This window comes from Citrobacter sp. RHBSTW-00986, assembly GCF_013783065.1.
GTDB lineage: Bacteria > Pseudomonadota > Gammaproteobacteria > Enterobacterales > Enterobacteriaceae > Citrobacter > Citrobacter braakii.
Map to the genome: position 1 here is coordinate 4,440,027 of NZ_CP056200.1, position 18,939 is coordinate 4,458,965.

The 18,939-nt window shown below is 54.1% G+C and carries 19 protein-coding genes; 15 read left to right on the forward strand and 4 right to left on the reverse strand.

The window, feature by feature from the left end:
- Nucleotides 1-79 precede the first annotated feature (79 nt).
- From eptA to pmrB, 3 genes are read left to right on the forward strand one after another with little or no spacing between them, the layout of a single operon-like run.
- The gene (gene eptA, locus HV345_RS21415; RefSeq protein ID WP_181636033.1) at nucleotides 80-1,717 is read left to right on the forward strand and encodes a phosphoethanolamine transferase EptA; all 1,638 of its coding nucleotides are present in this window, start codon (nucleotides 80-82) and stop codon (nucleotides 1,715-1,717) included.
- A gap of 4 nt (nucleotides 1,718-1,721) precedes the next feature.
- On the forward strand, nucleotides 1,722-2,390 hold the full coding sequence (gene pmrA / locus HV345_RS21420) for a two-component system response regulator PmrA (RefSeq protein WP_016155408.1): 669 nt from the start codon (nucleotides 1,722-1,724) through the stop codon (nucleotides 2,388-2,390).
- Between the two features lie 51 nt (nucleotides 2,391-2,441).
- Nucleotides 2,442-3,473, forward strand: a complete 1,032-nt coding sequence (gene pmrB / locus HV345_RS21425; protein ID WP_370468760.1) for a two-component system sensor histidine kinase PmrB — start codon at nucleotides 2,442-2,444, stop codon at nucleotides 3,471-3,473.
- Here pmrB and pmrR read toward each other — a convergent pair.
- Together pmrR and proP are read right to left on the reverse strand one after the other, a co-directional pair.
- Nucleotides 3,467-3,556, reverse strand: a complete 90-nt coding sequence (gene pmrR, locus HV345_RS21430) for an LpxT activity modulator PmrR (RefSeq protein WP_016155406.1) — start codon at nucleotides 3,554-3,556, stop codon at nucleotides 3,467-3,469. The genes pmrB and pmrR overlap by 7 nt on opposite strands.
- 82 nt (nucleotides 3,557-3,638) lie before the next feature.
- Nucleotides 3,639-5,141: a glycine betaine/L-proline transporter ProP gene (gene proP, locus HV345_RS21435; protein ID WP_016155405.1), complete on the reverse strand. Its 1,503-nt coding sequence runs from the start codon at nucleotides 5,139-5,141 to the stop codon at nucleotides 3,639-3,641.
- Between the two features lie 699 nt (nucleotides 5,142-5,840).
- Between proP and kdgT the strand changes: the two genes are divergently transcribed.
- Nucleotides 5,841-6,839, forward strand: coding sequence for a 2-keto-3-deoxygluconate transporter (kdgT, locus tag HV345_RS21440; RefSeq protein WP_016155482.1), 999 nt, complete (start codon nucleotides 5,841-5,843; stop codon nucleotides 6,837-6,839).
- 30 nt (nucleotides 6,840-6,869) lie between these two features.
- Here kdgT and HV345_RS21445 read toward each other — a convergent pair whose 3' ends face one another.
- Nucleotides 6,870-7,763, reverse strand: a complete 894-nt coding sequence (locus tag HV345_RS21445) for a diguanylate cyclase regulator RdcB family protein (protein WP_104652209.1) — start codon at nucleotides 7,761-7,763, stop codon at nucleotides 6,870-6,872.
- Entirely contained in the window at nucleotides 7,760-10,117 is a 2,358-nt protein-coding gene (gene crfC, locus HV345_RS21450; protein ID WP_109017806.1) for a clamp-binding protein CrfC, read from the reverse strand. Before crfC ends, HV345_RS21445 begins: the two co-directional genes overlap by 4 nt.
- Before the next feature lie 539 nt (nucleotides 10,118-10,656).
- On the opposite strand from crfC, the gene HV345_RS21455 reads away from it, so the two are divergent.
- From HV345_RS21455 to phnK, 11 genes are all read left to right on the forward strand, one after another.
- Nucleotides 10,657-10,992, forward strand: coding sequence for a zinc ribbon domain-containing protein YjdM (locus tag HV345_RS21455; protein WP_003031835.1), 336 nt, complete (start codon nucleotides 10,657-10,659; stop codon nucleotides 10,990-10,992).
- 141 nt (nucleotides 10,993-11,133) lie between these two features.
- A complete protein-coding gene (gene yjdN, locus HV345_RS21460; protein ID WP_016155401.1) occupies nucleotides 11,134-11,580 on the forward strand; it encodes a VOC family metalloprotein YjdN in 447 nt (148 codons plus the stop codon).
- A 132-nt stretch (nucleotides 11,581-11,712) separates the two neighbouring features.
- Nucleotides 11,713-12,501, forward strand: coding sequence for a phosphonate ABC transporter ATP-binding protein (gene phnC / locus HV345_RS21465; protein WP_181636034.1), 789 nt, complete (start codon nucleotides 11,713-11,715; stop codon nucleotides 12,499-12,501).
- Nucleotides 12,502-12,581: 80 nt separating this feature from the next.
- On the forward strand, nucleotides 12,582-13,598 hold the full coding sequence (gene phnD / locus HV345_RS21470) for a phosphonate ABC transporter substrate-binding protein (protein WP_016155399.1): 1,017 nt from the start codon (nucleotides 12,582-12,584) through the stop codon (nucleotides 13,596-13,598).
- A 105-nt stretch (nucleotides 13,599-13,703) separates the two neighbouring features.
- A complete protein-coding gene (gene phnE / locus HV345_RS21475; protein WP_016155398.1) occupies nucleotides 13,704-14,483 on the forward strand; it encodes a phosphonate ABC transporter, permease protein PhnE in 780 nt (259 codons plus the stop codon).
- A 20-nt stretch (nucleotides 14,484-14,503) separates the two neighbouring features.
- Complete coding sequence (gene phnF / locus HV345_RS21480) at nucleotides 14,504-15,229, forward strand: phosphonate metabolism transcriptional regulator PhnF (RefSeq protein WP_016155477.1); 726 nt, start codon at nucleotides 14,504-14,506, stop codon at nucleotides 15,227-15,229.
- Nucleotides 15,230-15,682: a phosphonate C-P lyase system protein PhnG gene (gene phnG, locus HV345_RS21485; RefSeq protein WP_181636035.1), complete on the forward strand. Its 453-nt coding sequence runs from the start codon at nucleotides 15,230-15,232 to the stop codon at nucleotides 15,680-15,682. It abuts the gene before it with no gap.
- On the forward strand, nucleotides 15,679-16,263 hold the full coding sequence (gene phnH, locus HV345_RS21490; protein ID WP_003031824.1) for a phosphonate C-P lyase system protein PhnH: 585 nt from the start codon (nucleotides 15,679-15,681) through the stop codon (nucleotides 16,261-16,263). The genes phnG and phnH overlap by 4 nt, the downstream gene beginning before the upstream one ends.
- Nucleotides 16,263-17,330, forward strand: a complete 1,068-nt coding sequence (locus HV345_RS21495) for a carbon-phosphorus lyase complex subunit PhnI (protein WP_181636036.1) — start codon at nucleotides 16,263-16,265, stop codon at nucleotides 17,328-17,330. Before phnH ends, HV345_RS21495 begins: the two co-directional genes overlap by 1 nt.
- A gap of 46 nt (nucleotides 17,331-17,376) precedes the next feature.
- Nucleotides 17,377-18,168: an alpha-D-ribose 1-methylphosphonate 5-phosphate C-P-lyase PhnJ gene (gene phnJ / locus HV345_RS21500; RefSeq protein WP_049259807.1), complete on the forward strand. Its 792-nt coding sequence runs from the start codon at nucleotides 17,377-17,379 to the stop codon at nucleotides 18,166-18,168.
- On the forward strand, nucleotides 18,165-18,923 hold the full coding sequence (gene phnK, locus HV345_RS21505; protein ID WP_003844769.1) for a phosphonate C-P lyase system protein PhnK: 759 nt from the start codon (nucleotides 18,165-18,167) through the stop codon (nucleotides 18,921-18,923). Before phnJ ends, phnK begins: the two co-directional genes overlap by 4 nt.
- Nucleotides 18,924-18,939 lie beyond the last annotated feature (16 nt).

The window sequence follows — 18,939 nt, forward strand, 5'->3', positions numbered from 1 at the left end:
AAATCAACATTAAGAACTTAAGGTTGGCTTAATTTTACTTTGAGAGGATTTGTAGCACTTAGTCGATGGAACCCCCTTAATGTTAAAGCACCTGTTTAAAAGACCCACTCTCGGGCTAATCAGCTGGCTTCTCCTGATCTCATTTTATCTTGCGACTTTCCTGAACATTGCGTTCTATAAACAAGTGCTGCAAGAACTGCCCCTGGATTCCGTGCGTAACGTGCTGGTGTTTTTGTCGATGCCGGTCGTCGCTTTCAGCGTCATGAACATTGTGCTGACGCTGGCCTCATTCCTGTGGCTTAATCGCCTGGTGGCCTGCGTTTTCATTCTGGTTGGCGCATCGGCCCAATATTTCATCATGACCTACGGCATCATCATTGACCGTTCGATGATCGCCAATATGATGGACACCACACCCGCCGAAACCTTTGCTTTGCTGACACCGCAAATGCTCATCACGCTCGGAGTAAGCGGCATTCTCGCCGCGCTCATTGCCTGCTGGGTAAGAATCAAACCGATCGCCCCGGCCATGCGCAGCGTACTGTTCCGTAGCGCGAATATTCTGATCTCCGCGCTGCTGATCGTGCTGGTCGCCACGTTCTTCTACAAAGATTACGCCTCACTGTTTCGCAACAATAAAGAACTGGTGAAATCCCTCAGCCCATCCAACAGCATTGTGGCGACCTCTTCCTGGTATTCACACCAGAGGCTGGCCCACCTGCCGCTGGTACGCATTGGTGAAGACGCCCATCGCAATCCGTTGATGGTGAAAGAAAAGCGTAAGAACCTGACGATTGTGGTGCTCGGCGAGACCTCACGCGGCGATAACTTCTCGCTGTCAGGCTATTCGCGCCAGACCAACCCGTTGCTGGAAAAAGATGATGTAGTCTATTTCCCCCGCACCACATCCTGCGGAACGGCAACGGCAGTATCTGTCCCCTGCATGTTCTCGGGTATGCCACGCGCGCACTACGATGAAGAACTGGCGCAGCATCAGGAAGGCGTGCTCGACATTATTCAGCGGGCGGGAATTAACGTTCTGTGGAACGATAACGACGGCGGCTGCAAAGGGGCATGCGACCGGGTACCGCACCAGAATATGACTAAGCTGAACCTGCCAGGGCAGTGTATTGACGGGGAATGCTACGATGACGTGCTGTTCCACGGGCTGGAAGAGTACATTAATAACCTGCAAGGCGACGGCGTGATTGTGCTGCACACCATCGGCAGCCACGGTCCGACCTATTACAACCGCTATCCTGCGCAGTTCAAGAAATTTACGCCAACCTGTGACACCAACGAAATCCAGACCTGTTCACAGCAACAGTTGGTCAATACCTATGACAACACCATTCTTTACGTCGACTATATTGTTGATAAAGCAATCAATATACTGAAAGAGCATCAGGATAATTTCACCACCAGCCTGGTCTACCTTTCCGATCACGGTGAATCCTTAGGGGAAAATGGCATCTATTTACACGGCCTGCCGTATTCGATTGCGCCAGATACGCAAAAACATGTGCCGATGCTGCTGTGGCTCTCAGAAGATTATCAGCAACGCTATCAAGTCTCTCAGGCATGTTTGCAAAAACGGGCAGGCTCAGAGGACTTCTCACAGGATAATCTCTTCTCAACCCTGCTGGGATTAACAGGCGTGCAAACACAGAAATATCAGGCAGCAGATGATATTCTGCAACCCTGCCGGGGAGGCTAAACGAATGAAAATTCTGATTGTTGAAGACGATACGTTGTTATTACAGGGACTGATACTCGCCGCGCAAACAGAAGGCTATGCCTGCGACGGCGTATCAACGGCCCGTGCAGCGGAGCAGTGTCTGGAGACCGGCCATTACAGTCTGGTGGTTCTGGACCTGGGCTTACCGGATGAAGACGGCCTGCACTTCCTGAACCGCATCAGACAGAAAAAATACACCGTGCCGGTGCTTATCCTCACCGCCCGCGATACGGTGAAAGACCGGGTCAGCGGGCTGGACGTTGGCGCCGATGACTATCTGGTCAAACCGTTCGCACTGGAAGAACTGCATGCCCGCATCCGGGCGCTGCTGCGTCGTCATAACAATCAGGGTGAAAGTGAACTCATTGTCAGTAACCTGACGCTGAATATCGGTCGTCGCCAGGTGTGGATGGATGGACAAGAGGTTATCTTAACGCCGAAAGAATACGCACTCCTGTCGCGCCTGATGCTTAAAGCGGGCAGCCCGGTACACCGGGAGATCCTGTATAACGACATCTACAGCTGGGATAACGAACCGTCGACCAATACGCTGGAAGTGCACATTCACAACCTGCGGGACAAAGTGGGTAAATCACGTATCCGCACAGTCAGGGGATTTGGCTATATGCTGGTTGCCACTGAGGAAAGCTAAGTGAAGCTACTGCAATATCTAAAAAAACCGCTCCCGCTGCGTCATCGCCTGATGCTGACCATCGGTCTTATTCTGCTGGTCTTCCAGTTGATTAGCACCTTCTGGTTGTGGCACGAAAGCACCGAACAAATACAGCTATTCGAACAGGCGTTACGCGAAAATCGTAACAACGATCGCCACATCCTGCATGAAATCCGCGAGGCCATCGCCAGCCTGATCGTCCCCGGTATCTTTATGGTCAGCCTGACGCTGCTGATTTGCTACCAGGCAGTGCGGCGTATTACTCGCCCGCTGGCGGATCTGCAAAAAGAGTTAGAAACGCGGGCAGCCGATAACCTTGCTCCGATTGAAGTTCACAGTTCAACCGTTGAGATCCAGGCGGTCGTCTCAGCGCTCAACGAGCTGGTGACGCGGCTGACGAGCACCATTGAAAACGAACGCTTATTTACCGCCGATGTCGCCCACGAACTGCGCACCCCACTGTCAGGCGTTCGCCTGCATCTGGAATTACTGTCCAAAACCCATAAGGTCGACGTTTCACCGTTAATTGCCCGCCTTGACCAAATGATGGACAGCGTGTCGCAACTGCTGCAACTCGCCCGCGTTGGACAGTCGTTCTCGGCCGGGAGCTACCAGCACGTCAAACTGCTGGAGGACGTGATTTTGCCCTCCTACGATGAACTCAGCACCATGCTGGACCAGCGTCAGCAGACGCTGCTCCTACCGCAAAGCACGGCGGACGTTGTCGTACGTGGCGATGCGACGCTATTACGAATGCTGCTGCGAAATCTGGTGGAGAACGCGCATCGTTACAGCCCGGAAGGCACCCATATTACGATTAGCCTGAATACAGAGCATGATGCCGTTATCGCCGTCGAAGATGAAGGCCCTGGCATTGATGAGAGTAAATGCGGGGAGCTGAGTAAAGCGTTTGTGCGTATGGACAGCCGTTTTGGCGGGATTGGGCTGGGGCTGAGCATTGTCAGTCGTATCACCCAGTTACATCACGGGCATTTCTATTTGCAAAATCGTCAGGGAACCGCCGGCACTCGCGCTTGGGTGGAATTAGCGAAAGGTCAGTAAGAACTCACCCAAACGTACAAAAAGCTGCTGACAATCAGCACGCTGCACACGGTGGTCAAACTTTCATAAATGCGGTTTTTCATGACACTCTCCTCCGATACTCTGGAGGAGAGTTTGCCTGACAAAGATTAAGCCAACCTTAAGTGGATATGATAAATCACATGATTACTCATCAATCCGCGGATGCTGCTGCACCAGGCGCGTACGCTTAAGCTGCAGCTCAGCAATTTCCTGATCGATATCTTCGATTTTATGCTCAATATTATCGTAGTGCTCGCCGAGGAGCTCTTTCGCTTCATGAATATCCGAAGCGGCAGGCGTAGCCCCCTTCAGCGGCTGATTAGCCGTCTCTTTCATGGTCACGCCGGTAATTAAACCTATCACCGCAATCACCATCAGATAATAAGCAGGCATCATCAGATTCTGCGAGCTTTCCACCAGCCATGCGGCCAACGTCGGTGTCAGACCGGCGACCAATACCGAGATATTAAACGCTGCGGCCAAGGCACTGTAGCGAATATGCGTCGGGAACATCGCTGGTAACGTTGACGCCATCACCCCGGTAAAGCAGTTGAGGATCACCGCCAGCATCAGCAACCCGGCGAAAATCAGGCCGATGACGTTACTGTTAATCAGAATAAATGCCGGAATAGCCAGCACAAACAGCGCAATACTACCCATAATCACAAACGGACGGCGCCCGAAGCGGTCGCTGAGCAGACCCATCACCGGCTGCACAAACAGCATACCAATCATGATGGCGATAATAATCAGCACGCCGTGGTCTTCAGAGTAATGCAGGTTATGCGACAGGTAGCTCGGCATATAGGTGAGCAGCATGTAGTAGGTGACGTTGGTGGCAATCACCAGACCAATACATGCCAGCAGGCTGCGCCAGTGCCTGGTCGCAATCTCTTTAAACGACACCTTCGGACCGTCCTGCAGTCCCTGACGATCGCCCTGCTCCAGTTTATCCACGTGCTGCTGGAACGCCGGAGTCTCTTCCAGTGCATGACGCAGGTACAGGCCAATAAGCCCTAACGGTAGCGCCAGGAAGAACGGAATACGCCAGCCCCACTCAAGGAAGTTTTCTTCGCCGACGATAGTTGAGATCAGGACTACCACGCCCGCACCCAGCACAAACCCGGCAATCGAGCCGAAGTCCAGCCAGCTGCCCATAAATCCGCGCTTACGGTCTGGCGAGTACTCTGCGACAAAAATCGACGCCCCGGTATACTCTCCGCCGACCGAGAACCCCTGCGCCATTTTACACAGCAACAGCAGAATCGGCGCCCAGATACCAATCGAGGCATACGAGGGAATAAGACCGATACAGAAGGTACTTATCGACATAATCACAATGGTGATAGCGAGGATCTTCTGACGACCGTATTTATCGCCAAGCATACCGAAGAACAATCCGCCAAGCGGTCGAATCAGAAAGGGAACAGAGAAGGTGGCAAGTGCAGCAACCATCTGTACGCTGGGGTCAGCCCCCGGGAAGAACACTTTACCTAATGCGTAAGCAACAAACCCATAAACACCAAAATCAAACCACTCCATCGCATTACCTAACGACGCCGCGGTAATGGCTTTTCGCAGTTTACCGTCATCAATGATGGTAACGTCGCGCAGCGTAATTGGTTTTATTTTTTTCCTTTTTAGCATACTCGTCCTCATAGACTTAGCCCTGTCACGCTACAGATCGAGTCCCTCAACGCCCCTGCGTCAAGGTCATCACCGAGCGGGGAATGCACAGACGCATTCCCTGTAACAAGCGTAGCAGGTTTACTTACACTGACGAGAAACGAGCAGTACAACCGAACCTGTTGACGCCTGATTGGGCGGTTAATGACCTCTTTACCCTAACAGTGTTTAAATTTGTGATCAACTTCACATATAGATTTCCATTTCGTCAACATGCGTAAATCAGGTCATTCTTAGTCAACTTTTTTACATGTAATGCTTGCGATTTTCTGGCAATTAAATACAAGAATAAATCGCTTTGTTGCACCAACAATCACAACAGTCACTATTATTCTGCTAGCCAAAAACCCACCTAATCTCTTCACAAAAAGATCACAGCTTTTTTAATAATCAGAGCACTCAGGAACTTTTGCTCGGAATATGTGATGAAGATAACTAAAACATCGTTTTATTTTGATTGAATCAATGTTCCCATGAATGCAAACTAATTCCAGACGCAATATCCCTGGGAGCAGCAACACGCTCAACGTATGCCGCGTTAGATTTTATAAAACAAAGAGATAGCTGTTTTCTTTGTTAAGAAACACCAGTAAACACTTGAATTTATTAATTTTTATTTCCTTGCGCGTGTATTACCTGCGACAAGAGATGAGGACGCTTATGAAAATTAAAGCCACGATTGAACGCATCCCTGGCGGAATGATGTTGATTCCTCTGTTATTAGGCGCAGTGTTAAATACGTTAGCTCCGGATACCGGCGCGTATTTCGGTTCGTTTACCAAAGGAATGATCAGCGGAACGGTGCCGATTCTGGCAGTGTGGTTTTTTTGTATCGGTGCATCTATTGATTTACGGGCAACCGGCACGGTATTACGCAAATCCGGCACACTGGTATTAACTAAAATAGCCGTGGCATGGGTAGTGGCAATGATTGCTGCTTCATTTATTCCTGATACCGGTATTCAAACCGGGTTCTTTGCCGGTCTTTCGGTACTGGCAATTGTTTCAGCGATGGACATGACCAACGGCGGTTTGTACGCCAGCCTGATGAACCAGTACGGAACCAAAGAAGAGTCTGGCGCATTTGTGTTGATGTCTCTGGAATCCGGTCCGTTAATGACCATGGTGATCCTCGGCTCCGCGGGTCTGGCTTCCTTCGAACCACACCATTTTGTCGGCGCGGTATTACCGTTCCTGATTGGTTTTGCGTTGGGTAACCTGGATCACGATCTGCGTTCCTTCTTCAGCAAAGCCACGCCGGTGCTGATCCCGTTCTTCGGCTTCGCGCTGGGCAACACGATTAACCTGAGCGTCATCGTTGATACGGGTCTGCTGGGCATCCTGCTGGGCGTCGCGGTTATCGTCATCACCGGTATTCCGCTGATTATTGCTGACCGCGTTATTGGTGGCGGGAACGGTACGGCAGGCGTAGCAGCCTCTTCTGCGGCAGGCGCTGCAGTGGCAAACCCGGTGATTATCGCCCAGATTAACCCGGCATTTGAACCGGTTGCCGCATCCGCTACGGCGCTGGTTGCCGCCAGCGTGATAGTCACCGCGATTCTGGTGCCGATTATCACCGCGCTGTATGCCAAACGTTTTAATAAAAACCCGGTCGTCAATGAGACGGCGGCTACCCCGGCAGACTCCCTGCACCACTAAACCTGCCTTTATCCCACTCACCGTTCCTGCTCAATTGATGAGCGGGGACGGTGCAAAAATCTCCTCAACCATCGCATCAACCAGCCGCTTCGCCGAACACAATCTCGGCATGCCCAACGCCACATTTTGCCAACGCTGCGTCACCGACCAGCTCACCGGATGACGCTGCGCGTCGCACCAGTCCCCGAGCCAGCTCAACATATCGTTGTGCTCACCCGAGCCGCCAACCACCGGCGTGCTGAGCCAATGATGATAGTAATGACGCGTGGCGGGGGCCGCATTCACGCTGTCTGCCAGCGCCTGAGCAGCCATCGTTCGCAGGTTGTCTTTTAGCATTGATACCACATCGGCATTTGCTAACCGGCAGGCGTCACCAAAGGCTCCCCAACGCAGCTCCTCTAACGCCACAAAACAGCGTCCAGGTAACGACCAGCCGTCATACGCGCCAGCCCGCCAGCGGGTAAAAATTTGCTCGCTATGTTCGCCCGCTTGCACCGTCAGGCCGCGTTGCGTTACCGCCTTCTCTTTATAAGCGCCGCGCTGGGTAAACCAGTCAGCGAGTGAATTTATCTGCTGCTGAAGACCAGGCGTGGAGAGTCCACGCGGGTGTTCGGTTTGTTGTAAAAACATCAACCCTTCGGCGATCCGTACCAGCGCCAGATGGCCCGGATCGATCATGCCCGCCAGTTTTTCCACCAGTTTTAGACGCATCACCAGATGCTCGCTGGACACGCCTGCCAACACCCATGCTCGCAGCTGCGTCTGGGATAGCACCTCCTGCGTCAGGCGCGCACGCAGCCGCTGCTGCTGTTGCAGAAAACCACCGGAACGTTTGGTTTCATCTCCCTGAACCAGATCGACCATAAACTTCGGGTAGACACACTCCAGCGTCCGCCCGGGGCCTTCCAGTAACACGTTAGTCATGTGTGCTCGGTTGCAAAAAGGGTATTGATATCGTCGCGCAGCAAGCGGGAATCTTCATAAAGCCATGCCGCAGTCGTAATGCGATGCTGCAGTTGTTCGTTCAAGGCATTCACCGCAGATTCATTTTGCTGGCGCAGGGTCAGACTCTCACGCAGGCTCGCCTGTAATTGCGTCAAACACAGTGAAAAATCAGCAAAAAACGTGGCCATGCCTGCCGTAACGGAAATATCGACCTGCGCAGCTAAAGCTTTACGAATTTGTTGGCAAAACTGGGTGACATAGTGCACAAGGTTCTTATGCAGTGCGCCCATATCAATGAGATAACGCGTTTTTGTTTCGACGTACTCATTCCATCCCCAGTTGGGCTGATTCAACCAGCGAGAGAAGGTATCACGCACCACACCGCCAGTTGACGGCGCATTTTCCGCCGGAATATCCTGCTCAATGGCCTCGTTGAACAACTGGCGGGTGTTGAAGTTAAACATCGCCGCATGAAACGCCGGAAAACGGATCCGCGCACGAAAACCAGCGTGGTTCAGCTCCTCTTTCACCCGCTGCTCAATGGGGCGCATGGCGTCATTTAGCGCCCGGGACAGCGTCGACTCAAGCTGTTCAAAGCGCAGAGCTAAATCCCGACTGATGCTTTCCTGCGCTGCCAGCAAGACAACTTCACAGGACGAGCGCATTTTATCCAGCACGATTTTCGCCTGCCCTTCATCGTGCAACACCAGCATTTCTCCGGCCATTTCTGCCGAGGAAACGCCAGCCCCCTGGCCATGTTGTGACATCATCAGGACATTTTCTTTGATAAAGAACGTGTTGATGCCGCACAGAATCTCAGTCTGTTGCTCATTGAGATAGGCCGCGGCAGCCTCCAGCGCCAGCTCGACCTCATGACTGACTTCATCACTCACCCGCCCCTGACTCACTTCTAACTGCTGCATATCCTCTTCAATATGCGTGATGTTCAGCCGCAGTTTTTCATAGGCAACCGTTAACCCATGGGCGCGAAACTCCAGATATTCGTGCGCGCTTTGCGCATAGTTCAATAACTTATGCGACGCTGAGCGTAGCGCATACAGCGAAGCATTGGCGTAAGCGGCATGAATCACTTTCTGGATCGGCTGCTCAAACAGCGAATCCTCCCACAACAGATCGGCTGCATGGCGGATGTGCTCCGTATCCTCAAGATCGTTGGTGCACCAGCGTCGGCCAAGCGCCGCTTCGGCAAAATCCTGTACCCAACGTTGCACCTGGTGATCCGGCAGCCGCCCGCGAGCCATCAGCTCATGACGCGCCCTGTTCGCCAGATACCCCCACATCGAAGAAACCGGATAGATTCGCTCCGGGGCAATCCCACCTTGCATCAGCGTGCCGGAAATTAATGCCCGCACCTGCTCTTCATCGTCACTGTTGCGGTCTTTCTGATCGAATTTGTTCACCAGCGCATACAGCGGCACTGACTTGCCGACCGCCATGATCGCGTGGCGCACTTCTTCATCGGAAATCGATTTCAGTTGGGTGTAATCCATCACCACCAGTACCGCAGAAGCCCGCGCCAGCTGTTCATTCAGCATCTTTTGTAGATGCGGTTGCCCAGCCTCATTCGGCCCCGGCGTATCCAGCAGGGTTAATTGCCCAGGATAGCTCGCCTGACCGGCCAAATGGACAAATTCGACCTCGATAACCGGAATATGCTCAATCGCGGCATAGGCGGCAAAAGGAAAATCCACCTCAAGTGCTTTTGACAAACGCACCAGGTCATTCAGACTTTTAAGGCAATGGAAAATAGGCTGTGCGCCAAGGTAATACCGCTCAAATGCCACGCCGTTTTCAATATGCTGCAGCAGGACATTCATATCCTTATCAATTTCCAGGGTCTGCGTAAGACGCTGGCGATCGCACTCGCGCACGCGCTGCTGTAAAACCTTCATTAAGGCATCGATAGGCGTGACATGTGAAAAATGCAACACCGGCTCTTTCTGCCCCGGCGTATGGCGAATTAACGTTGGTAGCGCCGTCATGGGACGATTACGATTAGGTAAAACTTCGGTCCCTACAATCGCGTTAATCGTCGTCGATTTTCCCGCTTTCATGGTACCGACAATCGCCAGCACCATTTCCAGACGCGTAATCTTACGCAGTTCATTATTGAGCGTTGCCTGCTGGACATCCATGCCACGCGCGCTGAAATGCAGAGGCTGAACCACCTGTCTGCTATGCTCTCCTTGTTTTAGCGCGACATCATCCAACGACGTCATAGGCAATTTTTGCAATTGCCTGAGATGTTCAAGCGAGAGCATCAGCAAGCGTTCCGCTTCCTGACTTAATTCATATATTGTCTGTGTGTGCATGGAAAATTCTTCCTTAACGCAAATGGCATTACTTTTATTTAGCCCAATCGTTTTATTTATAGATTTTTTGGCTTTTATAATTACGTGTAGAAATAATTAAAATCAAAACAACCAACTGATATTATTAAAATAAATTTGGCGTATAACCGCTGGCCTGATGCCTCTCACTTATGTAATAAGTAAGAAAGATAAACAGCGTAGTTCAGTTTTAAAAAATACCCGCGTAATCCCCCTACTAAAATTAAGGGGGTCAATGATATTCAATCACAATGGCTTAGGCATCCGTAAGCAACGTTACCTATGAATATCAGATATTTCGCCTCACCTTATCTTAAATACCTAAGCGTAGCAATTTCCCTTAAAAAATATTCCGCCATACTTTCATTGAGGTAAAAGCAAAGGGTCTTTACAGCAGATCATTTTGCATAATCGCGCAGTAGTCCCGACAAAAGCAGGGATTTTATGTATAATTGCGGCCTTTTTCGGCAATCTGCCATTTTTGGGCGCATTTGCCCCTGCTGACTTTTGAGGAAATCCACATGTCATTACCACACTGCCCACAATGCAACTCCGAATACACTTACGAAGATAACGGCATGTTCATCTGCCCGGAATGCGCTCACGAATGGAACGATGCTGAACCGGCTCAGGACAGCGACGAACTGATCGTTAAAGATGCCAACGGCAACCTGCTGGCTGACGGCGACAGCGTTACCGTAGTGAAAGACCTGAAGGTAAAAGGTAGCTCTTCCATGTTGAAGATCGGGACCAAAGTGAAGAACATCCGTCTGGTTGAAGGCGACCACAACATCGATTGCAAAATCGATGGCTTTGGCCCAATGAAGCTGAAATCTGAGTTTGTGAAAAAGAACTGATGCAAATTGCCTGATGGCGCTATACGTCAATCAGGCCGACGCCAGCTCATCTGCCAGGCGGGAAGCTCATACTTCCCGCCTGGCTTATTTTTGCAGACGATAACTACACTTAACTGGTTTCTTTTACCTGAGGTAAAGATTATGCCGTTAAGTCCCTATATCTCCTTCGCAGGCAACTGCGCTGATGCTATCGCCTACTACCAAAAAACATTAGGCGCTGAGCTACTCTACAAAATCAACTTCGGTGAAATGCCCAAACCGGCGCAGAACAGCGAAGAGGGTTGCCCTTCAGGCATGAAATTCCCCGATACCGCCATTGCCCACGCCAACCTGCGCGTTGCGGGCAGCGACATCATGATGAGCGATAGCGCCCCCGACGGAAATGCCCACTACTCTGGCTTTACACTGGTACTCGACACGCAAAACGTCGACGAAGGCAAACGCTGGTTTGATAACCTGGCAGCAAACGGAAAAATCGAAATGGACTGGCAGGAAACCTTCTGGGCTCATGGTTTCGGTAAAGTGAGCGATCGGTATGGCGTACCGTGGATGATCAACGTCGTCAAACAGCAGCAACCTACAGAGTAATCCAACGGGAGGCCAGCCCTCCCGTACTGTCATCAAAAATCGCTCAACTCTTCATCACCAAGTAACCATCCCTTAACGAAAACGTCACATTAATCCGCCACGATGGGGCCACTTTTTAAGGGAGGCCGCATCATGCAAACGATTATTCGCGTCGAAAAACTCTCCAAGTCCTTCAATCAACATCAGGCGCTCAATGCGGTTGATCTGAACATCTGTTCCGGTGAGATGGTGGCTCTGCTTGGGCCGTCTGGCTCCGGCAAATCCACCCTTTTACGTCATTTAAGCGGTTTGATCGTCGGTGATAAATCCCCGGGTAGCCACGTCGAACTGCTGGGTCGCACCGTTCAACATGAAGGCCGCCTGGCGCGCGATATCCGCAAAAGCCGCGCCCACACCGGCTACATCTTCCAGCAGTTCAATCTGGTTAACCGCCTGACGGTACTGGAAAACGTCCTGATTGGCGCACTCGGCAGCACGCCGTTTTGGCGCACCTGTTTTAGCTGGTTTAGCCAGGAACAGAAACAGCGTGCATTACAGGCGCTGACCCGCGTTGGCATGGCGCACTTTGCATACCAGCGCGTTTCCACGCTTTCGGGCGGGCAACAGCAGCGCGTGGCGATTGCCCGCGCGCTGATGCAGCAAGCCAAAGTGATCCTTGCCGACGAGCCGATAGCCTCGCTGGACCCGGAATCCGCACGCATCGTGATGGACACCCTACGCGACATTAACCAGACCGACGGCATCACCGTGGTCGTCACGCTGCATCAGGTGGATTACGCCCTGCGCTACTGCGAACGCATTGTCGCGCTTCGTCAGGGCAACGTCTTCTTTGATGGCAGCAGCCAGCATTTTGATAACGATCGTTTTGACCATCTCTACCGCAGCATGAACCGCGTCGAACATAGCGCGCAGGCTGCATAGTTCTAAAAAACCAGGCGTTATTGGCGCAGCCAGGCTGGCAAGTGAAATAACCTGGAACAAAGACTAATTAAGGAAACAACATGAGCTATAAGACCGTTGCCGCGCTGGCCTTTACCAGCATGTTCAGCATCAGCACCTTGTTCAGCCCGGCGCAGGCCGAAGAGCAAGAAAAAGCGCTGAACTTTGGCATTATTTCGACCGAATCACAGCAAAACCTGAAGCCACAGTGGGAACCGTTCCTGAAGGACATGGAAAAATCGTTGGGCGTGAAAGTGAACGCCTTCTTCGCCCCGGACTACGCCGGGATCATTCAGGGAATGCGTTTTAACAAAGTTGATATCGCCTGGTACGGCAACCTCTCGGCAATGGAAGCGGTAGATCGCGCTAATGGACAAGTGTTTGCCCAAACCGTCGCTGCCGACGGCTCCCCGGGATACTGGAGCGTGTTGATCGTTAACAAAGACAGTCCGATCAACAACCTGAACGATCTGATCGCCAAACGTAAGGATCTGACATTCGGCAACGGCGATCCCAACTCAACGTCAGGCTTCCTCGTCCCCGGTTACTACGTCTTCGCCAAAAACAACATCTCCGCCAGCGACTTCAAACGCACCGTTAACGCCGGACACGAAACCAACGCGCTGGCCGTCGCCAACAAACAGGTCGATGTCGCCACCAACAACACCGAAAACCTCGACAAGCTGAAAACCTCCGCGCCGGAAAAACTGAAAGAGCTGAAGGTTATCTGGAAGTCACCGCTGATCCCGGGCGATCCGATCGTCTGGCGCAAAAACCTCTCCGAAACCACCAAGGACAAGGTGTACGACTTCTTTATGAATTACGGCAAAACGCCGGAACAGAAAACCGTCCTGGAACGCCTGGGATGGGCACCGTTCCGTGCCTCCAGCGACCTGCAACTGGTACCGATTCGCCAACTGGCGCTGTTTAAAGAGATGCAGGGCGTGAAGGGCAACAAAGGGTTGAACGAGGAAGAGAAAACCAGCAAAACCTCGGCGCTGAAAGCGCAGCTCGACGACCTTGACCGTTTGACCGCCGCCCTGGGCGCCATGACCAGCGTGACTAAAGCGGTGCAGTAAACCTGATGCCCGGTGGCGTTTCGCTTACCGGGCAGACGATGTTCTGTAGGCCGGATAAGGCGCAAGAGCTGCCATCCGGCGATAAACCTACGCACGGAGCTAAACATGCAAACCATCACCGTCGCCCCGCCCAAACGTAGCTGGTTCTCACTACTGAGCTGGGCCATTCTTCTCGCCGTGCTGGTGGTCTCGTGGAAAGGTGCCGAAATGGCTCCGCTCACGCTGATCCAGGATTCCGGCAATATGGCGACCTTCGCCGCCGACTTCTTTCCGCCAGACTTCAGTCAGTGGCAGGACTATCTCGGTGAAATGGCCGTCACCCTGCAAATTGCCGTCTGGGGTACCGCCCTCGCCGTTGTGCTGTCGATTCCCTTTGGCCTGATGTGCGCCGATAACCTCGTACCGTGGTGGATTTACCAGCCGATGCGTCGCCTGATGGACGCCTGCCGCGCCATCAATGAAATGGTCTTCGCCATGCTGTTCGTGGTCGCCGTGGGTTTAGGTCCGTTCGCCGGGGTAATGGCACTGTTTATCCACACCACCGGGGTGCTCTCCAAGCTGCTTTCGGAAGCGGTAGAAGCCATTGAGCCTGGTCCAGTAGAAGGCATTCGCGCCACTGGGGCCAACAAAATTGAAGAGATTCTGTACGGCGTTCTGCCACAGGTCATGCCGCTGCTTATCTCCTACTCGCTATATCGCTTTGAATCCAACGTCCGCTCGGCCACGGTGGTCGGAATGGTGGGTGCGGGCGGTATTGGCGTGACTTTATGGGAGGCGATTCGCGGCTTTCAGTTCCAGCAAACCTGCGCCCTGATGGTGTTAATCATCGTCACCGTCAGCCTGCTGGATTTCCTTTCCCAGCGTTTGCGTAAGCACTTTATCTGATTAGCGAGGCATTGATTGCTATGCACTTGTCTACACATCCGACCAGTTATCCAACGCGTTATCAGGAAATTGCCGCGAGACTTGAGCAGGAGCTTCGTCATCATTATCGCTGCGGTGACTATCTGCCCGCCGAGCATCAGCTTGCCGCGCGCTACGAGGTAAACCGCCACACCCTGCGCCGCGCTATTGACCAGTTGGTTGAGCGTGGTTGGGTCCAGCGTCGCCAGGGCGTCGGCGTACTGGTGCTGATGCGCCCATTCGATTACCCGCTTAATGCCCAGGCGCGCTTTAGCCAGAACCTGCTGGACCAGGGCAGCCACCCCACCAGCGAAAAACTGCTGGCGGTGCTGCGCCCGGCCTCCAGCCACATTGCCGATGCGCTCAGCATTAACGAGGGCGATAACGTGATTCATCTGCGCACCCTGCGTCGGGTAAACGGTATCGCACTGTGCCAGATCGACCACTATTTTTCCGACCTCACGCTATGGCCGCTGCTGCAGGGCTTTAACAACGGCTCACTGCACGACTACCTGCGCGAACAGTCCGGTCTGACGCTCCTGCGCACACAAACGCGCATCAGCGCCCGCCGCGCACAGGCTAAAGAGAGCAAAGTGCTGGAAATCCCCAATATGGCGCCGCTGCTGTGCGTGCGCACCCTGAACCACCGTGAAGGCGAAGAACACGCGGCGGAATACTCCGTCAGCCTGACCCGCGCCGACATGATCGAATTCACTATGGAGCACTGAATGCATTTCGAGACCGCGACCCGCCAGCGCTGGATGCGCGCGCTGGCTTACAGCAATGCCGATGCCCTGAACGCCCGCATCCACGCGCTCAAACTGACGCCAGACTATGAACTTATCCGCGCACCGGAAAGCGGACTGATGCAGCTCCAGGCTCGCATGGGCGGCACCGGCAACCGCTTCTTTGCCGGTGATACCACGCTTACCCGCGCAGTGGTACGCCTGAAGAGCGGCACGCTGGGCTACAGCTACCTGCTGGGCCGCAACAAACAACACGCCGAGCAGTGTGCGGTCATTGACGCACTGCTGCAGGAACAAACGCATTTCCAGAGCCTAATGGAAACCTTAATTGCCCCGCTGGAAGCGGAACGCGATGCGCTGATTAGCGCGCGCCGTGCCGAAGTCAACGCCAGCCGGGTCGACTTCTTCACGCTGGTACGCGGAGATAACGCATGACCTTACAAACCGCTTTTAATTTACCCGTTCAGGATGCTCAGCAGAGCTTTCGTCGCCTGCTGAAGGCCATGAGTGAGCCGGGCGTGATCGTCGCCCTGCATCAACTGAAACACGGCTGGCAGCCACTGGGCCTGGCAACCACCAGCGTGCTACTGACCCTGGTCGATGGCGACACGCCGGTCTGGCTGGCGCCGTCGATGGATAATGATATCGCCCGGCAGAATCTGCGTTTTCACACCAACGCGCCGCTGGTGGATCAGCCGCAGTTGGCGGCCTTTGCCGTCGCCGACGAACGCATCAGCAGCGAACAGCTTAACGCCCTCTCCGCCGGTTCCGCCGTCGCGCCAGAAACCAGCGCCACGCTGATTGTGCAGGTCTCTGGCTTAAGCGGTGGACGCATGCTGCGTCTGACCGGCGCCGGTATCGCTGAAGAGCGCATGATCGCGCCACAGCTACCGGAATGCCTGATTCACGAACTCACCGAACGCCCGCATCCGTTCCCGCTGGGGGTCGACCTGATCCTCACCTGCGGCGAACGCCTGCTGGCTATTCCGCGAACTACCCATGTGGAGGTGTGCTGATGTACGTCGCCGTCAAAGGGGGCGAAAAGGCGATTGCCAACGCCCACGCCCTGCAGGAAAACCGACGCCGGGGCAATGAGACCATTGCTGAACTGAGCGTGGCGCAAATCGAACAACAGATGAACCTGGCCGTCGACCGGGTGATGACCGAAGGCGGCATCGCCGACCGCGAACTGGCCGCGCTGGCGCTGAAGCAGGCCAGCGGCGATAACGTCGAAGCCATCTTTTTGCTCCGCGCCTACCGCACCACGCTGGCAAAGGTGGCGGTCAGCGAACCGGTTAACAGTGCAGAAATGCGCCTTGAGCGCCGAATCTCTGCGGTCTACAAGGATATTCCCGGCGGGCAGTTGTTAGGTCCCACTTATGACTACACCCATCGCCTGCTGGATTTTACCCTGCTGGCCAATGGCGAAACGCCACCCCTGCGCAGCGCAGACGACGCGCAGGACGCCTCTCCGCACGTCTTTTCCCTGCTGGCCAACCAGGGACTGGCAAAGCGTGAAGAGGATAACGGCGCGCAGCCGGATGATATTACCCGCACGCCACCGGTTTACCCCTGTTCAAGAGCCTCACGTCTGCAACAGCTGATGCGCGGCGATGAGGGATATCTGCTGGCGCTGGCCTACTCCACCCAACGCGGCTACGGGCGTAATCACCCGTTTGCCGCCGAAATCCGCAGCGGCTATGTGGCACTGGAAACCGTACCGGAAGAGCTGGGATTTGCGGTGAACGTCGGTGAATTGCTGATGACCGAATGTGAAATGGTCAACGGTTTTGTCGCGCCAGAAAACGAATCCCCCCATTTTACCCGCGGCTACGGGCTGGTGTTCGGCATGAGCGAACGTAAAGCGATGGCGATGGCGCTGGTGGACCGCGCCCTACAGGCAGCCGAATACGATGAATCGGTCACGGGACCGGCGCAGGACGAAGAGTTCGTGCTGGCGCATGCGGATAACGTCGAGGCGGCGGGTTTTGTTTCGCACCTCAAACTTCCCCATTACGTCGATTTCCAGGCCGAGCTGGAACTGCTCAAACGCCTGCAACAGGAGGCCACCCGTGACCACTAACCTCTCCGGCTACAACTTTGCGTATCTTGATGAGCAGACCAAACGCATGATTCGCCGCGCGATTCTGAAAGCGGTGGCGATCCCCGGTTACCAGGTGCCGTTTGGCGGACGTGAAATGCCGATGCCCTACGGTTGGGGAACCGGCGGTATTCAGCTCACCGCCAGCGTGATTGGCGAGCCGGACGTGCTGAAGGTAATTGACCAGGGCGCAGATGACACCACTAACGCCGTGTCGATTCGCAACTTCTTCAAACGCGTAACCGGGGTGAACACCACCGAGCGCACGGAAGACGCGACGCTGATCCAGACCCGCCACCGCATCCCGGAAACGCCGCTGGTGGAAGACCAGATCATTATCTTCCAGGTCCCGATCCCCGAGCCGTTGCGCTTTATCGAGCCGCGCGAAACGGAAACCCGCACCATGCACGCGCTGGAAGAGTACGGCATCATGCAGGTGAAACTGTATGAAGATATCGCCCGCTTCGGCCATATCGCCACCACTTACGCCTATCCGGTGAAGGTCAATGACCGCTACGTCATGGACCCGTCGCCAATTCCAAAATTCGACAATCCGAAGATGGACATGATGCCGGCCCTGCAACTGTTTGGCGCAGGCCGCGAAAAACGCATCTATGCCGTTCCACCTTACACCCGCGTGGAAAGCCTCGATTTCGACGATCACCCGTTTACCGTGCAGAGCTGGGATGAGCCTTGCGCCATCTGTGGCTCAACCCACAGCTATCTCGATGAAGTGGTGCTCGATGACACCGGCAAACGCATGTTTGTCTGCTCCGACACCGACTACTGCCGCCAACAGAGTGAGGCCCTCAGCAAATGACGCAACCGCTGCTTTCAGTCAACAACCTGACCCATCTCTACGCGCCGGGCAAGGGCTTCAGCGATGTCTCTTTTGACCTGTGGCCTGGCGAAGTGCTGGGTATCGTAGGCGAGTCCGGTTCCGGCAAAACCACGCTGCTGAAATCGATCTCTTCACGGCTAACGCCGCAGAGCGGTGAGATTTTGTATCAGAACCGTTCGCTGTACGGCATGAACGAGGCCGACCGTCGCCGTCTGCTGCGCACCGAATGGGGCGTGGTGCATCAGCATCCGCTGGATGGCCTGCGCCGTCAGGTCTCCGCTGGCGGCAATATCGGCGAACGCCTGATGGCCACCGGGGCGCGCCACTACGGCGACATCCGTGCCACCGCGCAGCGTTGGCTGGAAGAAGTGGAGATCCCGGCCTCGCGTATCGACGACCTGCCAACCACCTTTTCCGGCGGCATGCAGCAGCGACTGCAGATCGCCCGCAACCTCGTCACCCATCCCAAACTGGTGTTTATGGACGAGCCCACCGGCGGTCTGGACGTTTCCGTACAGGCCAAACTGCTGGACCTGCTGCGCGGCCTGGTGGTGGAACTGGATCTGGCAGTGGTTATTGTCACCCACGATCTGGGCGTAGCGCGCCTGCTGGCCGACCGTTTGCTGGTGATGAAGCAGGGTCAGGTGGTGGAAAGTGGGTTAACCGACCGCGTACTCGACGACCCGCATCATCCGTATACCCAGTTGCTGGTGTCATCTGTTTTGCAAAACTGATTTTGTCTTGCCGGGT

Coding starts and splice junctions, on each gene's coding strand:
- kdgT (WP_016155482.1), top strand. CDS start 5,841: ATGAAAATTAAAGCCACGATTGAACGCATCCCTGGCGGAATGATGTTG.
- phnC (WP_181636034.1), top strand. CDS start 11,713: ATGCAAACGATTATTCGCGTCGAAAAACTCTCCAAGTCCTTCAATCAA.
- yjdN (WP_016155401.1), top strand. CDS start 11,134: ATGCCGTTAAGTCCCTATATCTCCTTCGCAGGCAACTGCGCTGATGCT.
- HV345_RS21455 (WP_003031835.1), top strand. CDS start 10,657: ATGTCATTACCACACTGCCCACAATGCAACTCCGAATACACTTACGAA.
- HV345_RS21445 (WP_104652209.1), bottom strand. CDS start 7,763: ATGACTAACGTGTTACTGGAAGGCCCCGGGCGGACGCTGGAGTGTGTC.
- eptA (WP_181636033.1), top strand. CDS start 80: ATGTTAAAGCACCTGTTTAAAAGACCCACTCTCGGGCTAATCAGCTGG.
- phnF (WP_016155477.1), top strand. CDS start 14,504: ATGCACTTGTCTACACATCCGACCAGTTATCCAACGCGTTATCAGGAA.
- pmrA (WP_016155408.1), top strand. CDS start 1,722: ATGAAAATTCTGATTGTTGAAGACGATACGTTGTTATTACAGGGACTG.
- phnK (WP_003844769.1), top strand. CDS start 18,165: ATGACGCAACCGCTGCTTTCAGTCAACAACCTGACCCATCTCTACGCG.
- crfC (WP_109017806.1), bottom strand. CDS start 10,117: ATGCACACACAGACAATATATGAATTAAGTCAGGAAGCGGAACGCTTG.
- phnE (WP_016155398.1), top strand. CDS start 13,704: ATGCAAACCATCACCGTCGCCCCGCCCAAACGTAGCTGGTTCTCACTA.
- phnG (WP_181636035.1), top strand. CDS start 15,230: ATGCATTTCGAGACCGCGACCCGCCAGCGCTGGATGCGCGCGCTGGCT.
- phnJ (WP_049259807.1), top strand. CDS start 17,377: ATGATTCGCCGCGCGATTCTGAAAGCGGTGGCGATCCCCGGTTACCAG.
- pmrB (WP_370468760.1), top strand. CDS start 2,442: ATGCTGACCATCGGTCTTATTCTGCTGGTCTTCCAGTTGATTAGCACC.
- HV345_RS21495 (WP_181636036.1), top strand. CDS start 16,263: ATGTACGTCGCCGTCAAAGGGGGCGAAAAGGCGATTGCCAACGCCCAC.
- phnH (WP_003031824.1), top strand. CDS start 15,679: ATGACCTTACAAACCGCTTTTAATTTACCCGTTCAGGATGCTCAGCAG.
- proP (WP_016155405.1), bottom strand. CDS start 5,141: ATGCTAAAAAGGAAAAAAATAAAACCAATTACGCTGCGCGACGTTACC.
- pmrR (WP_016155406.1), bottom strand. CDS start 3,556: ATGAAAAACCGCATTTATGAAAGTTTGACCACCGTGTGCAGCGTGCTG.
- phnD (WP_016155399.1), top strand. CDS start 12,582: ATGAGCTATAAGACCGTTGCCGCGCTGGCCTTTACCAGCATGTTCAGC.